At 35.3% G+C, this 18,721-nt stretch carries 19 protein-coding genes and 1 tRNA gene; 13 read left to right on the forward strand and 7 right to left on the reverse strand.

Annotated features, from left to right (window positions below; translation table 11 throughout):
- Positions 1-161: 161 nt before the first annotated feature.
- Positions 162-243, reverse strand: a tRNA-Leu gene (locus HF196_RS04265).
- 275 nt (positions 244-518) lie between these two features.
- Here HF196_RS04265 and HF196_RS04270 point away from each other — a divergent pair.
- Both HF196_RS04270 and gshB read left to right on the forward strand, forming a co-directional pair.
- Positions 519-1,112, forward strand: coding sequence for a BON domain-containing protein (locus HF196_RS04270; protein WP_168455960.1), 594 nt, complete (start codon positions 519-521; stop codon positions 1,110-1,112).
- Positions 1,113-1,161: 49 nt separating this feature from the next.
- The gene (gene gshB / locus HF196_RS04275; RefSeq protein ID WP_168455961.1) at positions 1,162-2,094 is read left to right on the forward strand and encodes a glutathione synthase; all 933 of its coding nucleotides are present in this window, start codon (positions 1,162-1,164) and stop codon (positions 2,092-2,094) included.
- Here the strand turns inward: gshB and HF196_RS04280 are convergent.
- Positions 2,070-3,110 carry a UDP-N-acetylglucosamine--N-acetylmuramyl-(pentapeptide) pyrophosphoryl-undecaprenol N-acetylglucosamine transferase gene (locus tag HF196_RS04280; protein ID WP_168455962.1) on the reverse strand — a complete coding sequence of 347 codons (1,041 nt, stop codon included), beginning with the start codon at positions 3,108-3,110 and terminating at the stop codon, positions 2,070-2,072. The genes gshB and HF196_RS04280 overlap by 25 nt on opposite strands.
- A gap of 89 nt (positions 3,111-3,199) precedes the next feature.
- On the opposite strand from HF196_RS04280, the gene HF196_RS04285 reads away from it, so the two are divergent.
- Complete coding sequence (locus HF196_RS04285) at positions 3,200-3,559, forward strand: hypothetical protein (RefSeq protein WP_168455963.1); 360 nt, start codon at positions 3,200-3,202, stop codon at positions 3,557-3,559.
- 1 nt (position 3,560) lies between these two features.
- Here the strand turns inward: HF196_RS04285 and lpdA are convergent, their stop codons facing one another.
- A complete protein-coding gene (lpdA, locus tag HF196_RS04290; RefSeq protein ID WP_168455964.1) occupies positions 3,561-4,946 on the reverse strand; it encodes a dihydrolipoyl dehydrogenase in 1,386 nt (461 codons plus the stop codon).
- A 528-nt stretch (positions 4,947-5,474) separates the two neighbouring features.
- Between lpdA and HF196_RS04295 the strand changes: the two genes are divergently transcribed.
- From HF196_RS04295 to lon, 9 genes are all read left to right on the forward strand, one after another.
- Positions 5,475-5,618, forward strand: a complete 144-nt coding sequence (locus HF196_RS04295) for a hypothetical protein (RefSeq protein WP_168455965.1) — start codon at positions 5,475-5,477, stop codon at positions 5,616-5,618.
- Complete coding sequence (locus tag HF196_RS06030; RefSeq protein ID WP_256359372.1) at positions 5,615-5,737, forward strand: hypothetical protein; 123 nt, start codon at positions 5,615-5,617, stop codon at positions 5,735-5,737. The genes HF196_RS04295 and HF196_RS06030 overlap by 4 nt, the downstream gene beginning before the upstream one ends.
- Positions 5,697-5,873: a hypothetical protein gene (locus HF196_RS04300; RefSeq protein WP_168455966.1), complete on the forward strand. Its 177-nt coding sequence runs from the start codon at positions 5,697-5,699 to the stop codon at positions 5,871-5,873. Before HF196_RS06030 ends, HF196_RS04300 begins: the two co-directional genes overlap by 41 nt.
- Before the next feature lie 77 nt (positions 5,874-5,950).
- Positions 5,951-6,508, forward strand: a complete 558-nt coding sequence (locus tag HF196_RS04305; protein WP_168455967.1) for a hypothetical protein — start codon at positions 5,951-5,953, stop codon at positions 6,506-6,508.
- A complete protein-coding gene (locus tag HF196_RS04310) occupies positions 6,448-7,392 on the forward strand; it encodes a hypothetical protein (RefSeq protein WP_168455968.1) in 945 nt (314 codons plus the stop codon). Before HF196_RS04305 ends, HF196_RS04310 begins: the two co-directional genes overlap by 61 nt.
- A 537-nt stretch (positions 7,393-7,929) precedes the next feature.
- Positions 7,930-9,273, forward strand: coding sequence for a trigger factor (gene tig, locus HF196_RS04315; RefSeq protein ID WP_168455969.1), 1,344 nt, complete (start codon positions 7,930-7,932; stop codon positions 9,271-9,273).
- Between the two features lie 11 nt (positions 9,274-9,284).
- Positions 9,285-9,884 (forward strand): ATP-dependent Clp endopeptidase proteolytic subunit ClpP, encoded by a 600-nt coding sequence (gene clpP, locus HF196_RS04320; RefSeq protein ID WP_168455970.1) that lies wholly within the window; start codon positions 9,285-9,287, stop codon positions 9,882-9,884.
- Positions 9,885-9,895: 11 nt separating this feature from the next.
- Entirely contained in the window at positions 9,896-11,173 is a 1,278-nt protein-coding gene (clpX, locus tag HF196_RS04325; RefSeq protein WP_168455971.1) for an ATP-dependent Clp protease ATP-binding subunit ClpX, read from the forward strand.
- 15 nt (positions 11,174-11,188) lie between these two features.
- Positions 11,189-13,648 (forward strand): endopeptidase La, encoded by a 2,460-nt coding sequence (lon, locus tag HF196_RS04330; RefSeq protein ID WP_168455972.1) that lies wholly within the window; start codon positions 11,189-11,191, stop codon positions 13,646-13,648.
- 8 nt (positions 13,649-13,656) lie between these two features.
- Here the strand turns inward: lon and HF196_RS04335 are convergent, their stop codons facing one another.
- The 3 genes from HF196_RS04335 to HF196_RS04345 all read right to left on the reverse strand — a co-directional run bounded on the left by HF196_RS04335 (position 13,657) and on the right by HF196_RS04345 (position 16,016).
- On the reverse strand, positions 13,657-14,415 hold the full coding sequence (locus tag HF196_RS04335) for a cell division protein FtsQ/DivIB (protein WP_168455973.1): 759 nt from the start codon (positions 14,413-14,415) through the stop codon (positions 13,657-13,659).
- The gene (locus tag HF196_RS04340) at positions 14,396-15,418 is read right to left on the reverse strand and encodes a D-alanine--D-alanine ligase (protein WP_174855514.1); all 1,023 of its coding nucleotides are present in this window, start codon (positions 15,416-15,418) and stop codon (positions 14,396-14,398) included. The genes HF196_RS04335 and HF196_RS04340 overlap by 20 nt, the downstream gene beginning before the upstream one ends.
- 223 nt (positions 15,419-15,641) lie before the next feature.
- On the reverse strand, positions 15,642-16,016 hold the full coding sequence (locus HF196_RS04345; RefSeq protein ID WP_168455975.1) for a ferredoxin family protein: 375 nt from the start codon (positions 16,014-16,016) through the stop codon (positions 15,642-15,644).
- A 129-nt stretch (positions 16,017-16,145) separates the two neighbouring features.
- Here HF196_RS04345 and dprA point away from each other — a divergent pair, with 129 nt between their 5' ends.
- Positions 16,146-17,240, forward strand: coding sequence for a DNA-processing protein DprA (gene dprA, locus HF196_RS04350; protein WP_168455976.1), 1,095 nt, complete (start codon positions 16,146-16,148; stop codon positions 17,238-17,240).
- A 9-nt stretch (positions 17,241-17,249) separates the two neighbouring features.
- Here the strand turns inward: dprA and HF196_RS04355 are convergent, their stop codons facing one another.
- Entirely contained in the window at positions 17,250-18,683 is a 1,434-nt protein-coding gene (locus tag HF196_RS04355; RefSeq protein ID WP_168455977.1) for an iron-containing alcohol dehydrogenase, read from the reverse strand.
- Between the last annotated feature and the right edge of the window lie 38 nt (positions 18,684-18,721).

Below are 18,721 nucleotides of genomic sequence, written 5' to 3' on the forward strand. Positions count from 1 at the left end.
GTTTTTTTTAAGATTATACACAAAAAAAGGAGTTGGCCATAGCTATGTTATCGTACCCACAACACTTATAACGCTTGTATCTTCATAACATAAGGTATGAGAGCTAAGGTCATGGCATTCATGCTTAACAACAATTACAGTATGTCTAATATGACTTTAAGTGCGGATAGAGGGACTTGAACCCCCACGAGCAAGCTCACCAGGACCTAAACCTGGCACGTCTACCAATTTCGCCATATCCGCAAGAACTTTTCAGTAATTTATGGCTAACAAAACTATTTCTGTCATCCTATGATAGAATCCAATTTAAAGGCTAGACTCCGGTGTTGTACATTGGAATGACAACTTACAATTTGATTAATTCACTATTTAAGCAAGCCTAAATTACTTCAACTTACATTATAAGTACTATACCAAAATATTCAAGATCTAAAGTCTTACCCAATTTATGGTATTTACACAATCAAAAAAGCTTATTAACATTTCTTAATGGAAATTCTAAACCCTGAGAATCAACAATGAGACTAATAGCAAGCTTTTTACTCGTAATTTTTTTGATTACACAGAGTGGGTGTACAACCCTTATAATAGGTGGTGTAGTGGCTACAACAGCGACAGCAGTAGCAATGCAAGACAAATCTCTGGGAAATATTGTCGACGATACAACTATGGTAATCAGAATCAATAAGTGTCTCTTAAAACATGGACTATTTTCATCTATAAAGGTTAAAGTAAGCGAAGGAAGAGTATTGCTCATTGGAAATGTTGATACCCCTGAAAAGCAACTTACAGCAGAAAAAATAGCTTGGCAACAAAAAGAAGTTAAAGAAGTAATAAATGAAATAAGAGTAACACCAATTCAAACGACTTCCATGCTTGACACTACCGTAGACGGTATGATAACGGCGGAAATAAGAACAAGACTTTTAGGGAAAAGAAATATCAAATCAATTAATTATAGCGTTAATACGGTTGATAGAGTTGTTTATTTGATGGGTATAGCTCAAAGTAAAGCAGAACTCAAAGCTGTAATAGCAATTGCAAGAAAGGTAAAGGGAGTAAAACAAGTTGTAAGTTATGTACGCTATAGGCACAGCAAGCTACGTCATTAATGGAAACTTAGTCTCTAAATGACAATTTTATGTTGAGGATGGTATGTAAATGAAAGTCGCTTTTCAAATGGATGAAAACATAAACTTTGAAACCGATACTACATTTGCATTGATAAAGGAAGCGCAAATAAGGAAGCACGAAGTTTTTATCTATGTCCCTAACAATTTAGCATTAAAGTTAAACCAGCCAATTGCTCTTGCTCAGAGAGTTAGTGCTAATGATTCCAGTTTCACCCCTAAAAAAGATGTAACCATCAATTTGAATGAAATGGACATCATATTTATCAGACAGGATCCACCCTTTGATGTTCGTTATATTACAACCACCTATATTTTAGAAAAAACTAGCGCACTAGTAATTAATAATCCAACGGAGATAAGAAACTGTCCCGAAAAACTAATTACTTCACTGTTTCCAGAACTAACTCCACCAACTTTAATTACTGAGAATGTATCGATGATTAGAGATTTTTACCATGATTACAGAGATATTATTCTGAAACCATTGTATAGCTATGGAGGAAACGATGTAATAAGAATACAGGATGAAAATAGTATTCAAGTAGTAGTAGAGCTTATGATTGCAAAATATGAATGTCCTGTAATTGCACAAGCGTTTTGCAAAAATATAGATAAAGATAAAAGAATATTGTTACTCGATGGCCAACCAATTGGAATAATGAAACGAGTTCCAAGAGATGGAGAAATCAGAACAAACTTGCGGCTTGGAGCGAGTTTTGAACCTGCCAAAATGAATGACAGAGATAATGAAATATGTAATAAAATTGGCCCTGAATTGAAGAAAAGAGGGCTAATATTTGTTGGTATTGATATTATAGGTGACTTTCTTCTCGAAATTAACACAACTTCACCTACGGGGGTAGTTTACATTAACAAATTATATAATATATCGCTAGAAAAAGAACTATGGGATGAGTTTGAAAAAAAAGCAAACAGTCATATTTGCCAACTAAATTTTTGAGCTAGTATCTTAATAAATTCAGCGACCCCATTTCTTATTTTTGTTCTCTTAGTATTACTAGCCATATCACGCAATTTTTGACAATTTTGTAATAGATCAACTAGCAACTCTCTTAAATTTTTTTTCACTTCACTGTTTTGCTCAACTGTTACAGCCGCCCTTGAATCTTCAATATATTTTGCGTTATGAAATTGATGACTATCTTTTGAGTGAGGATAAGGAATATATATAGCGGGGCGCTCAGCAAGAGTGATTTCCGCTATCGAGGTTGCTCCTGCTCTGCTAATTACCAAATGAGCACTTGCCAACCTACTTTCCATGTCGTCAAAAAACTCACTTAATTCACAATCGATTCTTTCACTTTCATATAGGCCCCTAACTCTATCCATATTTTTCTTCGTGCATTGCTGTGTTACTCTAATCTTCCCTTTCATTTCAGTAGGCAGACTACAAATCACGTCACTTACTACATCATCAAAAAAATTTGCACCTTGACTACCTGCTATTACTAATATGTTTAGGGTTTTTTCAGTACAAGAATAGCCTTGCGCCTTTATATTAACGAAATTCCCTGTAAAAACACATTTACTGTTCCTCGTATATTTAGTCTCTGGAAAGCTAGTTGCAATTAATTTTGTACTTTTGGAAAAGAATCTGTTTACCTTCCCTAACACTGTATTTTGTTCATGCAAAATTATAGGTATAGAAAGAATCTTTGCTGCAAGAAGAGTTGGAAAAGAAGCATAGCTACCGAAGCCAATAACTAGCTTTGGTTTTAATTTTTTCATTTGATATAATGCTAACATGCAGCTATATGTTAACAAAAGGGAAAATTTAAATTTGTTGTTACTTGGTTTACATAGCGGGAGGGTATAGTTCTTGATATCAGTATATTTACTTATTTTTTTATCAGTAAATAATGTGCTATTATATCCTTGTATCTTTAGTGCTCTTGCTAAGGTTATAGCTGGAAAAATGTGTCCGCCTGTGCCACCTGTTGCAAGAATGATATCCATCTGTGTATATTAAATTTATACTAGATTGTTAATCATTATTTAATAATTTGCACGTAAAATTTTATTAAGCTTTGTATAGAGAATTAACAATGTCCGAAAATAATGGTAAAAATGAGAAAAGTAAACCTCAAGAACAAAGAGAAAGTAGAAGCCGAGGTTTTGTAGAATTGCTAAGAAACATAATAAAAGCTCTCTTCAATTCGGTCGTTGATCTACCTCAGCAAGAGCAATACAATAAATTGAAAAGTACTGATCGACAACAAGGTACAGATAGTAAAGGAAAAAGTCCAGAAGATCTTAATCCAAAAGCAAAGCTTGAAGTGAAAGAAGCAGCTAAAGGATTGAAAGAAAAGTGGCAAAAATCTGATACTAGTAATCAATCTGAAATTGAGGTACCTAATAAAACTACTACCAAAGAAGTTGGCAGCTCCAAAGTAATAGAACGTTAGTTTAACTATTTAATGACTCATTATCTGCAGCAAGTATCGATTCGTGTATCATTTCTGAAATGGTCGGATGAGGAAAGATCGTAGACTTTATGTCGGAGTCTGTTCCTTCTAGTTGCTTTGCAAGAGCAAAATTGCTAATTAACTCTGTTACTTCTGCTCCTATCATGTGAGCGCCAAGAAGTTCGCCTGTTTTTTTATCTATTACTGTTTTCATTAACCCTTCAGTTTCATTGAGTGCAATAGACTTACCATTAAAATTAGAATGAAACTTCCCTATTTTTACATCATACCCACTTTTTATTGCCTGTTCTTCAGTTAGGCCAACACTTGCTATTTGCGGGTGAGAGTAAGTGCAATTTGGTATGCACTCTTTTTTCAATATGTGGGCATTTTTACCAGCGATCTTTTCAATGCAGATCACAGCTTCATGACTTGCCTTATGTGCTAAACATGGATGGCCAGCTACATCGCCTATCGCATACACATTAGGTTCACTTGTTTCATACCATTCATTCGTTTCAATAAACCCAGAAGAGCTCAATTTAACTTTTGTATTTTCTAACCCTATGTTTTCAGTGTTTGCCTGAACGCCAACTGCAACAATTACTCTATCGAATTCTTTGCTCTCACCGCTACTTAGCTGCACTTTGACAGAGTCTTTATTTTTAGTAAAAGTTTTTACACTATTGCTTGTGTATATTTTTATTCCTAGTTTTGTAAATATCTCTTGCGCTAAACTTGAAATATCCTTGTCTTCCAGTGGTAAAATAGAGTCTTTTACCTCTATAATTGTAACATCAACTCCCAAAGTATTATAAAAGCTTGCAAATTCTACTCCAATTGCACCAGATCCTATAATTAGTAGTGATTTTGGTAATTTATCTGGAACCATAGCATGTTGCGCATTCCATACTAATTCTCCATCCACCTCTATTCCAGGCAGATTTTGCGCTCTTACACCTGTTGCTAAAATAATATGCTTGGAAGAAATTTCTTGTTTCTTCTTATCATTAGAAATCCTAATAGTACAGTTGCCTACAAGTTTACCAAGTCCTTGGTGAATTTTGATGTTATTCTTCTTCATCAAATACGCAACACCTTTTGATAACTTATCAACAACGTTTCTTGAGTATTTCACTATCGACTGGATATCAAAGCTTGCATCTTTTATTTTTATACCAAATTCTTCCGATTTTTTTATAAGCCCATAGACTTCAGATGCTCTAAGCAGAGATTTTGTCGGTATACATCCCCAATTTAAGCATACACCACCTAAATTCTTTTCTTTTTCAATAATTGCAGTTTTAAACCCAAGCTGCGCTGCTCTAATTGCCGCTATATAGCCACCAGGGCCACTACCCATCACTGCAATATCATATTCATCCATATTATCTTTTTCTTAAAAGACTATATATAGCAGATGGAGCTGGCGTAATCAACGTTCCTGTTGCCCAAGTAGCTAACTAGCATTCGGATTCTTAGTCATAGAAATAAAATACTTGACAGTTTCAAAAAGTCTGCTTATCATGTGGCTGAAGCTATTTATTTATCTTCAGTCTGTGCAGATAAAATGACAAAAAACTCAATGTATTTGGCGTCTCATGTTTAATTTTTTGCACTATGTGCACTTATGTCTTTAATAAACTTTCAAGGTTTTTACCTATATAAGCTAAAATGCGCTTGTTAAAGCGTTTAAAACAGTAAAAAACGCCGATTAAAAGATAGATAGTGAATAACTAGCTAACAGGGTTTTTTTTGCCTTTTTTCTGCTTAGTAAATTTCTTAACGTTTAAATTTAGATCAGTTGCGGTTTAAAAGCAGCGAGATTAGACGTTTAGAATAAAAAAACGCCAGTTTATAAAGTTAATATAAATAATTAGCCACCAACGGGGCTTTTTTTGCCTTTTTTTCTCATTTGGTAAATTTCTTAAACTCTGTCATTCCGGCGCGTGACGCTGAAATCCAGCCTTATTTTCATTTTTATATAGAATCGAAAATAAGAGGTTTCTTATGTTCATCAAATGGTGTCATTCCAGCGCGTAACGCTGGAATTCAGTGAAAAAAAGAGTGGATCCCAGTATCAAGTACTGGGATGACAGAAAAAAGACTACTTGGATGACATCGCTGGGCCATTCGGGTGACATCCACAATCCTGTCATTACAACGTGTAACAGCTAGAATCCACAACTCTGTCATTCCAGTGCGTGACGCTGGAACCCAGCCTTATTTTCATTTTTACGCAAAATCGAAAATAAGAGGTCTCTTATGTTCATCAAAGGGTGTCATTCCAGCGCGTGACGCTGGAATCCAGTGAAAAAAAGAGTGGATCCCAGTATCAAGTACTGGGATGACAAGAAGAGGGCACTGGGATAACATTATTAGGCTACTTGGATGACATCATTGGGCTACTCGGATGACATCGTAGAGGCTACAGGGATGGACACCTGCAAATTACCTGCTGATTGCAATGTTCGTGACCATAATGCAAGAAGTCTGTCACCATTAAGATCTTACTACATTTTTCCTTATTTTTTCATGACGAAATTTTGTTCACAGAGCCTAGATATTCAACAAACCTCTGCTTGCAATGCGATTAAATGCTTAAATATTCTTCTGGATACTTGTAATTTAGTTGTTTTAATTAACTTAAACTATCAAACGGATGTACCTACACTGAAGCTCATTTTAAGTAATGTAAAGGCTCTCAAAAAAGAAGACAGTGGACTGAAGTCTAGTGTAGCAACATTTATTGATATCTCGAAGGAGTATGCAAAGAAAGAAGAACAATTGACAGAAGAACCTATTTATGTAACTATGAATCCAAGTTCAAAACCTCTGGAAATGAATTTAGATAATAGGATAGTAGAAGCAGTAATTAAAGCACAACAATGGGAACAACTACATATAAGCTTGGAAAGTCTTGGTCCTCAGATGGTGGGTCAGATGTGAATGCAAATAAAGCTCCAAATAAAACAAACAGAATCTGGCCAAGAATAAAATATGCTCTGCAGCAGAAAGGCTTTATAGTTTTGAGTACAAGTGCTTTGATACTTGGCATATCTACAGCTTCAATATATTTGCAAGACAAAGTAAAGTTCATTGCGTTTTTCAAAAACAGTCCAAGCTATGTGACTATACCAGTCATTGTACTTGTTTCGTTGCTTGTAGCTAGTTCAATATTTTGTGCAATAAATCAATTTAGAGATACTGAGGAGTGTCAAATTCAAGGAAAAGATGCAGATGAAATTTTAGATAAAGTGTTGAGTTGTCAGCCAAAAGACAAAGTGATAAAATCTATAAGGCTGAAATATAGTAATGGCACTCATTCAAATTTTACACTCAACGCTTTGGAATCTAAAAATGGTTTCATTGAGATTAACAAAAAGGTAATCAGTAGAACCACTAAAACAGAATCCATCATCAATGATAGGCCTCTACTTGTTGCATTACTAACCGGTGTAGTTGCTACAAACATAATGTTACCTTTAGGAATACTTGCTGTTGATGGTATTGATAACGTACAAAAATTTTACCGTAATCCTCTGACTAATAATGTGGGATTATCATTGCTTATAGGATCAGGTGTACTTGCAATATTCATCATATGCCTTGGCGTACATTACTATAGAAAAACAAATTGTACTAACCTGATGTCTTCTCAAGACAAGATTGAAACTAAAAACATTAATGAAAAATTTATTGAAGAAATAAAACAGGAAAGGATAAATGTTCTGAAGGAAAATCACAGCAAAGATGCCAAATGCAGGAGTTTAACGCTGGAACAGGTTATAGTCCAATCGCATAATGGTAAAGATATTGTGTATGTTTGCTAAGTTTGTTGTTTTACTGCATTTATTAAATGAAAAAATTTTAGTACAAATTAAATGACAGACTTCATTTTCAGTATATATCTGTTAAGGGGTGCATGAAAGAGCTACTTTGTCTAGTGTTAACCCTCCCTTGATTATTAACTTTCTAATATCTTGTTAATAGCCCCAGCTAAATATTTAATGAATTTAGTGATAGCTTACCGTCCGGTTGAAAGCCTCAGTTAAAATTATGAGTAGCTATACAAACAAGCTTTTGCCTTTTTCCCATTCGGTAAAATTTCTAGGCATTTGAGTAAAGCAGTTTAAAAACTGCTAGCATTAAAAACCAAAAAACTTTAAAATAGATACCAACCAGTTCGCTTTTTTTTCCGTTTAGCTTAGATTATGCAAGAAATCCATTGTATTTTAAGAAAAAATTTATAATCTCTGAATACATTTTTAGTTATATAAAAAACCCATTCTTAAGGATTGTATTTAACTTAAATTCTGGTAAAATGGCTTTGTTAGGATATGAATTAAAATATTTATAAATGGATTGTAATGTCTAGTAATACACCTCAAAATGCAGTCGAAATAGATACATCAGGTAGCATATATACCTACAGGAAACTCAGTGTAGATAAACTTAAGCATGAGTATGAAATCACAGTGGATAGTAGCTATATAGAACAGAAGGTGGATTCTAAATTAGAAGAAATAGCAAAAAACGCAAAGCTGCCTGGGTTTAGGTCTGGAAAGATGCCCTACGATCTTATTGTGACAAATTACAAAAGTGAAGCTTTGAACCATGTGATAAATAATACAATTGACTATTGCTCAAATGATTTAATGGAAAAAATCAAGGTTAAATCTCACCTTTATCCTAAGGTTGATGTTATATCATTACCAGATCTGGATAAAAAGGATGAGAAGGGCAGTTTTGTATATAAACTATCTTTTGAATCAATGCCGGAGGTGCCAGCAATAGATCTTGATAAGATAAACTTGAAGAGAATCGAGGTAAAAATTGAAGAGGAGGATATCAAAGAATTTATTGACTCTATAAAGACAGAGTTTCCTGATCTTGTCTCTGTTGACGACGTTTCTTATCAAGCGCAAAATGGGGATAAGCTGACAATTGACTTTGAAGGACGAATTAGGAACAAACTTTTCCAAGGTGGCAGTGGAAAGAATTTTGAGGTTACTTTGGGGTCTGGTACATTTATTAATGGTTTTGAAGATCAATTGATTGGCATGACAAAAGGAGAAACGAAAAGCTTTAAGTTGAAGTTTCCTCAAGATTATCAGGCAATCTCTCTTGCAGGACAGGAGGCTGATTTTTCCGTTTTAGTTAATGATATTAAAGTTACCCAAGACGCTGGAAGCGATGATGAAGCAGCCAAGAGAATGGGGTTTGAAGATTATTCGTCACTGAAAAATTATGCAAAAAAAGTGATTGGTGGTCAGTGTAAAGAAATGAGAGATCTCTTGATTAAGAAGGAGCTATTTGACTATTTGGATTCTAGTTATAGTTTTGATTTACCTAAAGACGTGGTAAAACAGGAGCAACAGAGAGTGGAAGGAGAATTGAACTCTCAAAATGACTCTTATAAAGAGGCTGAAAAGCGCGTAAAACTTGCAATGTTATTTATGAAGTTTAGTACAGAACATAAAATATCGTTAACTCAGAATGATGTTTTAAATATTATTATAAATCAGTATGTAAGTAAAAGTGCGCCGTTTGATAAAGTGGTTAAGCATTTTAAATCAGACAGGCAGTTTCAAGAGTTAGTTAGGGGACAAGCCCTTGAGCATAAAGTTACAGATTATATAATAGAAAAGGTTAATAAAGAAGAACAGATTATTTCTGTGAAAGAGTTAAAAGAATTATTTGATAATATTTAGTAGGGAAGGGTATGACTCTTATACCAATTGTAATTGAGCAAACTAGTCGTGGTGAGCGTGCTTATGACATATATTCAAGGTTAGTAAAAGAAAGAATAATCTTTGTAACTGGTCCTGTTGAAGATAATATGGCTAGCGTAATAGTGGCACAGCTTTTGTTTTTAGAATCGGAAAACCCTGATAAAGATATTTATATGTATATTAACTCGCCAGGTGGTGTTGTTACTGCTGGTTTATCGATCTATGATACAATGCAGTATATAAAGCCAGATGTTTCAACTCTGTGTATAGGCCAAGCTGCATCTATGGGTTCTCTGTTACTTGCAGCGGGCACAAAAGGTAAGCGTTACTCTTTGCCTCATTCAAGAATTATGATACATCAGCCATCTGGGGGTTATCAGGGCCAGGCAACTGATATAGAAATACATGCTAATGAAATTTTGCGAGTTAAGAAAAAGCTGAATCAGATCTATGAGAAACATACTGGAAATTCACTAAAGAAGATTGAAGAAATGATGGAAAGAGATAAATTCATGGATTCTGAAGAAGCTAAGAAAATTGGCTTGGTTGATAGAGTGATAGCTGAGCGTAAAGATATTAAAGTTGAGTAGAAGGTGAGTTAATGGATAACAATGATGATTTGCACTATTGTTCTTTTTGCAACAAAGCACAAAACGAAGTAGATAAATTAATAACTAACTCTTCGGATGGCTTGAAAGTGTTTATTTGTAATGAGTGCATAGAGTTATCTCATAAAGCAATAAGCCAAAAGAAAGGGGGACCTTTCAATTCAGATTATATGTCTGATGTAAAGTTGCTACTAAAGAAGCCTGAGGATATAAAAAATTTTCTTAGCAAACATGTTGTCGGTCAAGAACATGCACAGCATGTTTTGTCCGTAGCTATGTATAACCATTGTCAATCCATGGCACAAATTCACTCTATAAGTGACATTGAGATCGAAAAATCGAATGTAATGCTCATCGGTCCCACTGGTTCTGGTAAAACTTTATTGGCTAAAACACTCGCTAAAGTCTCAGACGTACCATTTGCTATGGCTGATGCAACAACTTTGACAGAAGCCGGTTATGTAGGTGATGATGTAGAAAGTGTGTTGTCACGTCTATTGCAAGCTGCAAATTACGATGTTGCAAAAGCACAGCGCGGTATAGTGTTTATAGACGAAATAGATAAGATCACAAGAAAATCTGAGAGCACTTCAATAACACGTGACGTTTCAGGTGAGGGAGTGCAGCAAGCTTTGCTTAAAATTATGGAAGGCACGGTTGCTTATGTTCCACCGCATGGGGGACGGAAACATCCACAGCAAGAATTTATACAAGTGGACACTAATAATATATTGTTTATCTGTGGGGGAGCTTTTGAAGGTTTAGATAAAATCATTGAAGCGAGAGAAAGAGGAACATCAGTTGGCTTTGGGGCGGATATCAGCCGGTCTAAAGAGCAAAGGAAAAAAAATACCTTACATGATGTTCAACCTGAAGATTTGATCAAATTTGGTTTAATACCGGAATTTGTGGGGCGGGTTCCAATAACTGCTGTTTTAGATGAGTTAGATCATGAAGATCTAATACATGTATTAATAGAACCAAGAAATGCACTAATAAAACAATACAAGGCATTACTTGCGTTTAGCAAAGTAAACCTTGAGTTTTCAGATGAAGCAATATCTGCGATTGCTAAAAAGGCTATGAGTTATAAAACAGGCGCAAGAATGTTACGTGCTATTTTAGAATCACTTTTGCTTGATGTTATGTATACAGCTGGAAATGGAGGTCTTGAAGGCAGTACAATAATAATCACTAAGGAAATGGTAGAATTAGGAAAAGCAGTGATTAATCATGGTAACAAAAGCAGTGTTATAACAGTTAATGATTAATTGGGAGCATGTGTTATGAACATTGAATGTGCTGTAGACTCTAGTTTTGCTGTATTACCAGTGTTACCCTTAAGAGATGTAGTAATTTTTCCAAATATAGTGGTTCCTTTATTTATAGGCAGAGAAAAATCTATTAATGCGTTGGAGTATGCAATTAATAATGTTTGTCGTAAAAATGAGATTTTTCTTGTGACGCAGCGAGATGGTTCCATTGATAATCCAGGGCCACAAGACCTTTATGAAGTAGGCGTGCTAGCAAATATTGTACAACCATTAATAAAATTACCTGACAATGCAGTAAAAGTTGTAATCCAAGGAGTAAGTAGAGGAAGAATTTTAGAGTATATTAGCTCTCATACCTTATTGCAAGCTAAAGTGGAGTTAAGTCATCATGATGAATGTGAAGAAAATGAAGATAATGTTGATCTGGAGGCTTTGAGGCGATCTGTTATAAATGCATTTGATAGTTGGTGCAAGCTGAACAAGAAAAATCAGCCTGAAGTTGTTGTCAATCCCATAGAGCAAATCAAAGAAATTGATCAGCTCGTGGACACAATAGTTTCATATTTAAATATAAAAGCATCAGATAAACAAAGTATACTTGAGACTTACGGTCCAGGAGAGCGTTTAAGAAAAGCTTTTACTTTGATTGAGAGAGAAATAAGCATTTTGAATGCACAAAACCGTTTATATAAAACAATTAAATCACAAGTTGAGAGCACTCAGAAAGCTTACTATCTTAACGAGCAATTAAAAGCCATACAGAAAGAATTAGGCGAATTTGAAAATGGAGAAGAAGGAAATACAATAAATGAATTTGAGAAAAAAATAAGTGAAACAAAACTTTCCCAGGAAGCAAGAGAAAAAGTCATCACTGAGTTGAAGAGATATAAGAAAATGAATCCCATTTCTCCTGAAGCTACAGTTATATCTAATTATCTGTATTGGTTACTTGACCTGCCATGGGGCAAATACAAGGATGTAAAAATTAATTTAAACGCAGCTAAAAAAATCCTAGATGAAAATCATTATGGTATAGAGAAAGTAAAAGATAGGATAATAGAATTTTTAGCAGTATTAAAGAGGGTAAAAGAGATAAAGGGTCCCATACTTTGTTTAGTTGGACCACCTGGTGTTGGTAAAACTTCTTTAGCTAAATCTATGGCAAAAGCAATAGGAAGAGATTTTGTCCGCATCGCTCTTGGTGGTGTGCGTGATGAATCTGAAATACGTGGCCATAGGAAAACTTACATTGGTTCAATGCCTGGCAAAATTATTCAACACATGAAAAAAGCCAGTTCATGCAATCCGCTCTTTTTACTTGATGAAATAGATAAGATGGGTTCTGATTCGCGTGGTGACCCTGCATCTGCATTGCTTGAAGTTTTGGACACTGAGCACAATAAGCACTTTACGGACCATTACTTAGAAGTTGAGTTTGATCTTTCAAGTGTGATGTTTGTAGCTACAGCAAACAGTTTAAACTTGCCGTATCCTTTACGTGATAGGATGGAAATCATACAATTGTCTGGTTATACTGAGGATGAAAAAGTTAGTATTGCTAAATATCATCTGATTCCCAAGTTGAAGGAAGAGCATGGTTTGCGTCAAAAGGAATGGAGTATTACTGGCGATGCGCTTTATAAGTTGATACGTTTGTACACACGTGAAAGTGGCGTTCGTAGTATGGAAAGGGAGCTTGCGAAGCTCATGAGAAAAGCAGTTAAAAAAATATTGACTGATAAAAGTAAGAAAATATCTGTAGGAACTGACAATTTACAGGATTATTTAGGGGTACGTAAATATACCTTTGGTATTGCAGAAAATGAGAGTTTGGTAGGAGTGGTAACTGGACTTGCCTACACTGAAACAGGTGGTGATATCTTAACGATAGAGTCAGTCCTGATTCCAGGTAAAGGAGAAATAAAATACACGGGAAAACTTGGAGAGGTGATGCAAGAATCTATAAAAGCCGCATATAGTTATATCCGGTCAAATTGTCTGTTTTTTGGAATAAAGCCTGAAAAATTTAAAAGTAACGATATACATTTGCATATACCTGAAGGTGCTGTACCAAAAGATGGACCTTCTGCTGGTAGCGCAGTATGTACGTCTATTGTTTCTCTTATGACAAATATACCAGTTGATAAAAGTGTTGCTATGACAGGTGAAGTAACGTTGCGGGGTAGAGTTTTGGCTATTGGAGGCTTGAGAGAAAAGTTGCTTGCAGCACTCAGAGGGTCTATCAAAACTGTGATTATACCTAGCGAAAATGAAAAGGATATACAAGAAATTCCTATAAATATTAAGGAAAAGGTCAACATAGTTTTTGTCAAGAACATTGATGAAGTGATAAAAATTGCTTTGATACGGCCCACTATTCCAATCAAGAACGATACAGGAAATAGTACACCATCTTCCTCTGTAAAAGATAAAGACGGTAACTTTTCTGAGCTGGACACACTAAAGCATTAGATGTAGAGTTAGCGTTTTACAAAGATTTTATCAATAATACGCATATCAATTATGCTCCAATCGCTAAAAGTGAAATCAGTTGTATTCTGCAGATGGCCTAAGTAATCCCATGCGCCATTAGGATTATCTTCAGGCAGTTTGACTGTGGAACCGTTATCAAGTATGATGTTCCATCTTCTTCCCCCTACATAAACACAAGAAGAAATATGGTCTCTTAATTGAGTTTTGCTCTTTAATATATCTTGAACAAATTTTAGGTTCGATAGCGAGTTTTGTCCTGTAATCACAACAAGATTATCTATTGGATAGTCATCTACAATCACTTTACCTTCGTAATCGATTACTGAAGTCCTGTTACCATCTTTCCATAGAGCAAACGGTTTATGTTCATCTATGTTAATATGTAAGGTGTTGGGCAAAGTTCTATAAATTCTTACGTATTTTATCCATTTGCTTGCGGACTGTATGTTATCAGCAAGTCTTGAAAGCGATACATACATAATCGGTTGCGTTTTATCTACTAAACCTAAAATGTCCTTTTCGTTTGTGAATTTATTGCCAGTTACAACTACTTCATCGATTGAAAATCCACTGCTGAGTAACAAACTGGATAAATGATCATTACACCAAGTGAGGTAATAATTAAATCGATTTGTGATTTTATCAAGTGAGCTATAGAGTACTAGCGTAAGAAAGAGTGCTGTTATGATAACCAAAGCACACTTACGGAGAAAACTCCTTTGGCTTCTAGTAACACTGCTTAGCATTCACTTGGTCTCCAATACTTTTATGCTGCAAACTATCTTCAACGATAATTTTAACAAATTCATTAAAATTGATTCCTTTTGTCAACTTTGCAATTTCTGGCACTAACGATAACTCAGTAAAACCAGGGTGTGTATTGATCTCAAGCATTTTGAGAGTGTTATCCTTAGGGTTATAACGAAAATCTGAACGAGAAAGAGTTTTGCATCCTAGAAACTGATGAACTTTCAATGCATATTCCAAGGTCATTTTATATATATCATCAGGAATTTCAGCAGGAAATATATGCTCTGCAAATCCATTTGTATATTTTGCTTCATAATCATAGAATTTATTTTTTGGTCGTATTTCCATAGTGCCAATTGCCTCATCTAGCAATACAGCAGTGTGTAACTCTACATCAGGTACATACTCTTCTATGATCATCAAATCTCTTGAATAGTCTTTTGTCATCCCAGTACTTGATACTGGGATCCGTTTTTCTTTTTCCTGGTCACGCATTGGAATGGAACAAAACATGTTTCTTAATTTTAAATAATCATCATGCAAGAAAACTATGTGCACTCCAATGCTCGAGCCTTCATTAATTGGTTTTAAGACGTACGGATATTCAATTTTAATATTGTTTTTTAGTACATCTTCTCGACTAATTATGTATCCTTTTGGAGTATCAATACCGAGGGACCGGAATATATGCTTGGACATTGCTTTATTCATAGCAATAGCTGAAGCCATGACTCCCGAGTGTGTATACTTTATACCTAAAATTTCTAATAAACCCTGAATGCAGCCATCTTCACCATAAGTTCCATGCAGAGCAATAAAAGCAAGATCGGGATTAATTTTTTTCAGCTTTTCAGTAATGTTGCTGTCAACATCTATTTCTATTGTATTATACGAAAGGTTGTCGAGCGCCTTTTTTACCGCTTTTCCGCTCATCAGTGATATTTCCCTTTCACGAGAGAATCCACCACTCAAAATTGCTATAGTTAGAACCATGGTCACTCTATATTTTACTATATAGCATACATAAAGGTGCTCTTACCTTCAATAGAAACCTACTGTTATAGCTAAAGTAACTGAGATTTACCGATGATTTGACAAATCTCCGTTCTACTATGCTTTAACGGATTAGTTGGTATTGAATAATATTAAAAACATAAACAACACCCCCACTACCAGCAATCAAAAACAACAACCGTGGGAGTTTCCTTTTCTTTCAGTAGCATTATTCTAGATTTTCGCCAAAATAAGCTGCTTTGTCTTTTTTTTCTTTATACTCTTCTGCTTCATCCAGAGGTTGTTTTTTAGCCGTGATGTTTGGCCACTTCTGTGAATATTCCACATTTATGTCATAAAACAACTTGAAAGTTTTTTGTTCACTGCTCAGTAACTCTTCATCTAGTTCTAAAATTTCTTTTATTGAATCATCAGTTATAATTGCATCTACCGGACATTCGGGTATGCACACTCCGCAATCAATACATTCATCTGGATTAATCACGAGCATATTCTTGCCTTCATAAAAGCAGTCAACAGGACACACTTCTACACAATCTGTATATTTACATTTTATGCATTTATCCGTAACAAAATGTGTCATAAAGTAATGTATATTTGTACATCTTGGGTACACTAAACTAATAAGAAATTCAAGTCTTTTGGTTATTATTATAGTTTAAATGCTAATAAATATTGGGTATCTTCTAAGTAATTGAAAGAAAATCCCTTTATGAAGATAAATAAATTGAATAATGAAAAATTAGAGATATGGTTGAGCCTAGCTAGGGCTTTAGGACCAACGAAGTTTTATAGTGTGCTAAGGGCGTGTGGATCGTTGGAGGAAGCATTAAAATATCTGAATGGGCTTACTAACGATAAAAAGATATATAGCATTCAAGATGCACGAAAAGAAATCGATAGTGCGGAAAAAATTGGAGCTAAAATCATACCTGCATGTGATCCAGATTACCCTGACATTTTAAGAAATATACCGGGTTGTCCTGCTGTAATAACTGCACTTGGCGATGTGTCGTTATTAAGTCGTGAGATAATTGCAATAATCGGTGGTCGTAATTCTTCGGTGAATGGGAGAAATTTTGCCAGCAAGCTGGCACTTGATTTGAGTGAAGCAGGGTTCATTGTTGTTTCTGGGCTTGCAAGGGGAATCGACACTGCAGCGAACAGTGTGATATACAAAAATCATCCTACCATTGCTGTTACAGCAAGTGGAATTGATGTAGTGTACCCAAAAGAAAATTCTGATCTATACAAGAAAATCACTGAAGATGGTGGATTGGTTATAACTGAGCTTCCATTTGCAACTAAACCAAAGCCTCAGTATTTTCCTCAAAGGAATCGTATTATATCTGGTTTATCACTCGGTGTAACAGTGATTGAAGCATCAAAAAGTTCCGGTTCTTTAATAACAGCAAATTTTGCTTTGGATCAGGGAAGGGAAGTGTTTGCAGTTTCTGGTTTTCCTTTGGACTTGCGCTCTAGTGGTAGCAATTATTTAATTAAGAATGGTGCTAAACTTATCGAATCCGCTGACGATATAATAGAGAGTATTAGGTTTAGTTTACCTCCTCGGCAAAAGAGCCTATTTGATATTGAGCACGTTAACCAGGAAAATGGGAAACAGAAAAAATTGCAACAAGCAAAGTCCGTTATAGTGAGTCATATCAACTCAGTACCCATTGATATAGATGAGCTTATCTTAACAAGTGGACTGTCCACAAATTTGGCTTTAATGGCTCTCTTAGAACTGGAGCTGGAAAGTAAAGTAGAGCGTTCACCAGGGAATAAGGTGTCAATAATTTTCTGATTGTTCTTGCTACAAAACTTCACTTTCTTCTATTATGCAGTGAGCCAAGTCAAGAAAGGTGAACCTGTCTCTTGTTGCAAATGCAAGATTGACCACTTTGCAATATTGCTCTTTGTTCCAACTTAGGTGCTCTGGCAAATGTGGAATTGATAAATCTTCAAATATTTTCTGTAGGCGTTTTGCAGGCAGTAAATTTTGTTTAATCAAGCTGGAAATATTATTCCATTCTTTATGAAGGATCCCTCCAATTTTTTGCTGCAGAATTTGCTTATGTTTTAAAATTTTTATAAATTCGGTATTGCCAAAGTACTCTGCTAAATCTTCTGTCATCCCAGTGCCCAGACACTGGGATCCATACTTTATTTTCTGGATTCCAGCGTCACGCGCTGGAATGACACCAGAGTAGTTTATTGGTTTCATGGTAGGATTTTGTATTGATAATATCTTTTCCTGCAAATTAGCCATGGTGAGCGTTGTAACAGCAATTTTTTCACCATGTAGTGAAGAATAATCTTTTGTTACCATTTCCATTGCATGAGCTATCATATGCTCTCCTTGGCTTGCAGAATGGCTACCTTTTGATATTGCCATTCCCAGTCCTGAGATTAGTAAGGCTTCCATAAGCAATAAGACCACTTTTTTACTTCTTTTTGCAAGTGCTAGGTGCTCTCTAAGCAAAATTTTCTCCAGATCGCGAACAAGTGCGAAAGGTAATGCATTATATTCTGTGCCAAGTAGCAGATGAGATAATAGCCAATCGGCTTCTACTGTTGAACGACAGATAAAATCCGCAAATCCGCTTAATGTAAGGCACAGTGGTGCATTGGCGATTATATTGATGTCAATGTATACTGCCTTGGGAAGATGTGCTGCGAACGATTTTTTATGCCCATCTACTAATACTGAAGCATTTGCAGAGGTATAGCCGTTCATAGAAGCTGCTGTTGGGAACGATATGTAATCTTTTTTCTCGAGGTAGCTTGCATACTTGCAAATATCATTAACAGTGCCGCTACCAAATGCAACTATTAAGTCGTTATCTTTTGCCTTGTTTCTAACTAGATTGACGGTTTCGAGAGAAGCAACACTGTTCGGTGTCGTTTCTCTACCTGGTGTCATTCCAGTGCTTGACACTGGAATCCATACTTCTTTTTTTTGGATCCCAGTGTCGGAGCACTGGGATAACAGAATTTTGGAAGCATCCGAGATGATATAGGATTTTGCAAGAGGCCTAATGGTATTACTAGGAACAATTAGATGAGAGATTTTATTAAGTACGTTTTTATTCAAAAGCTCTACCGTATTCTCGTCTGCAACTAAGAAAATATCATTTCCGTGTTGTGTGCATATTTCATAGATATTGTCAACGAGGTGATGATCTACTATTACTTCCCTTATAAGAGTTTGCTTGGCTTGGTGTAATATTTGCTTTAAATAGTGCATAAGATGTCTACAATATAGTAATATCAGTATTTCAAGGT

The sequence above is a fragment of the Wolbachia endosymbiont of Ctenocephalides felis wCfeJ genome (assembly GCF_012277315.1).
GTDB lineage: Bacteria > Pseudomonadota > Alphaproteobacteria > Rickettsiales > Anaplasmataceae > Wolbachia.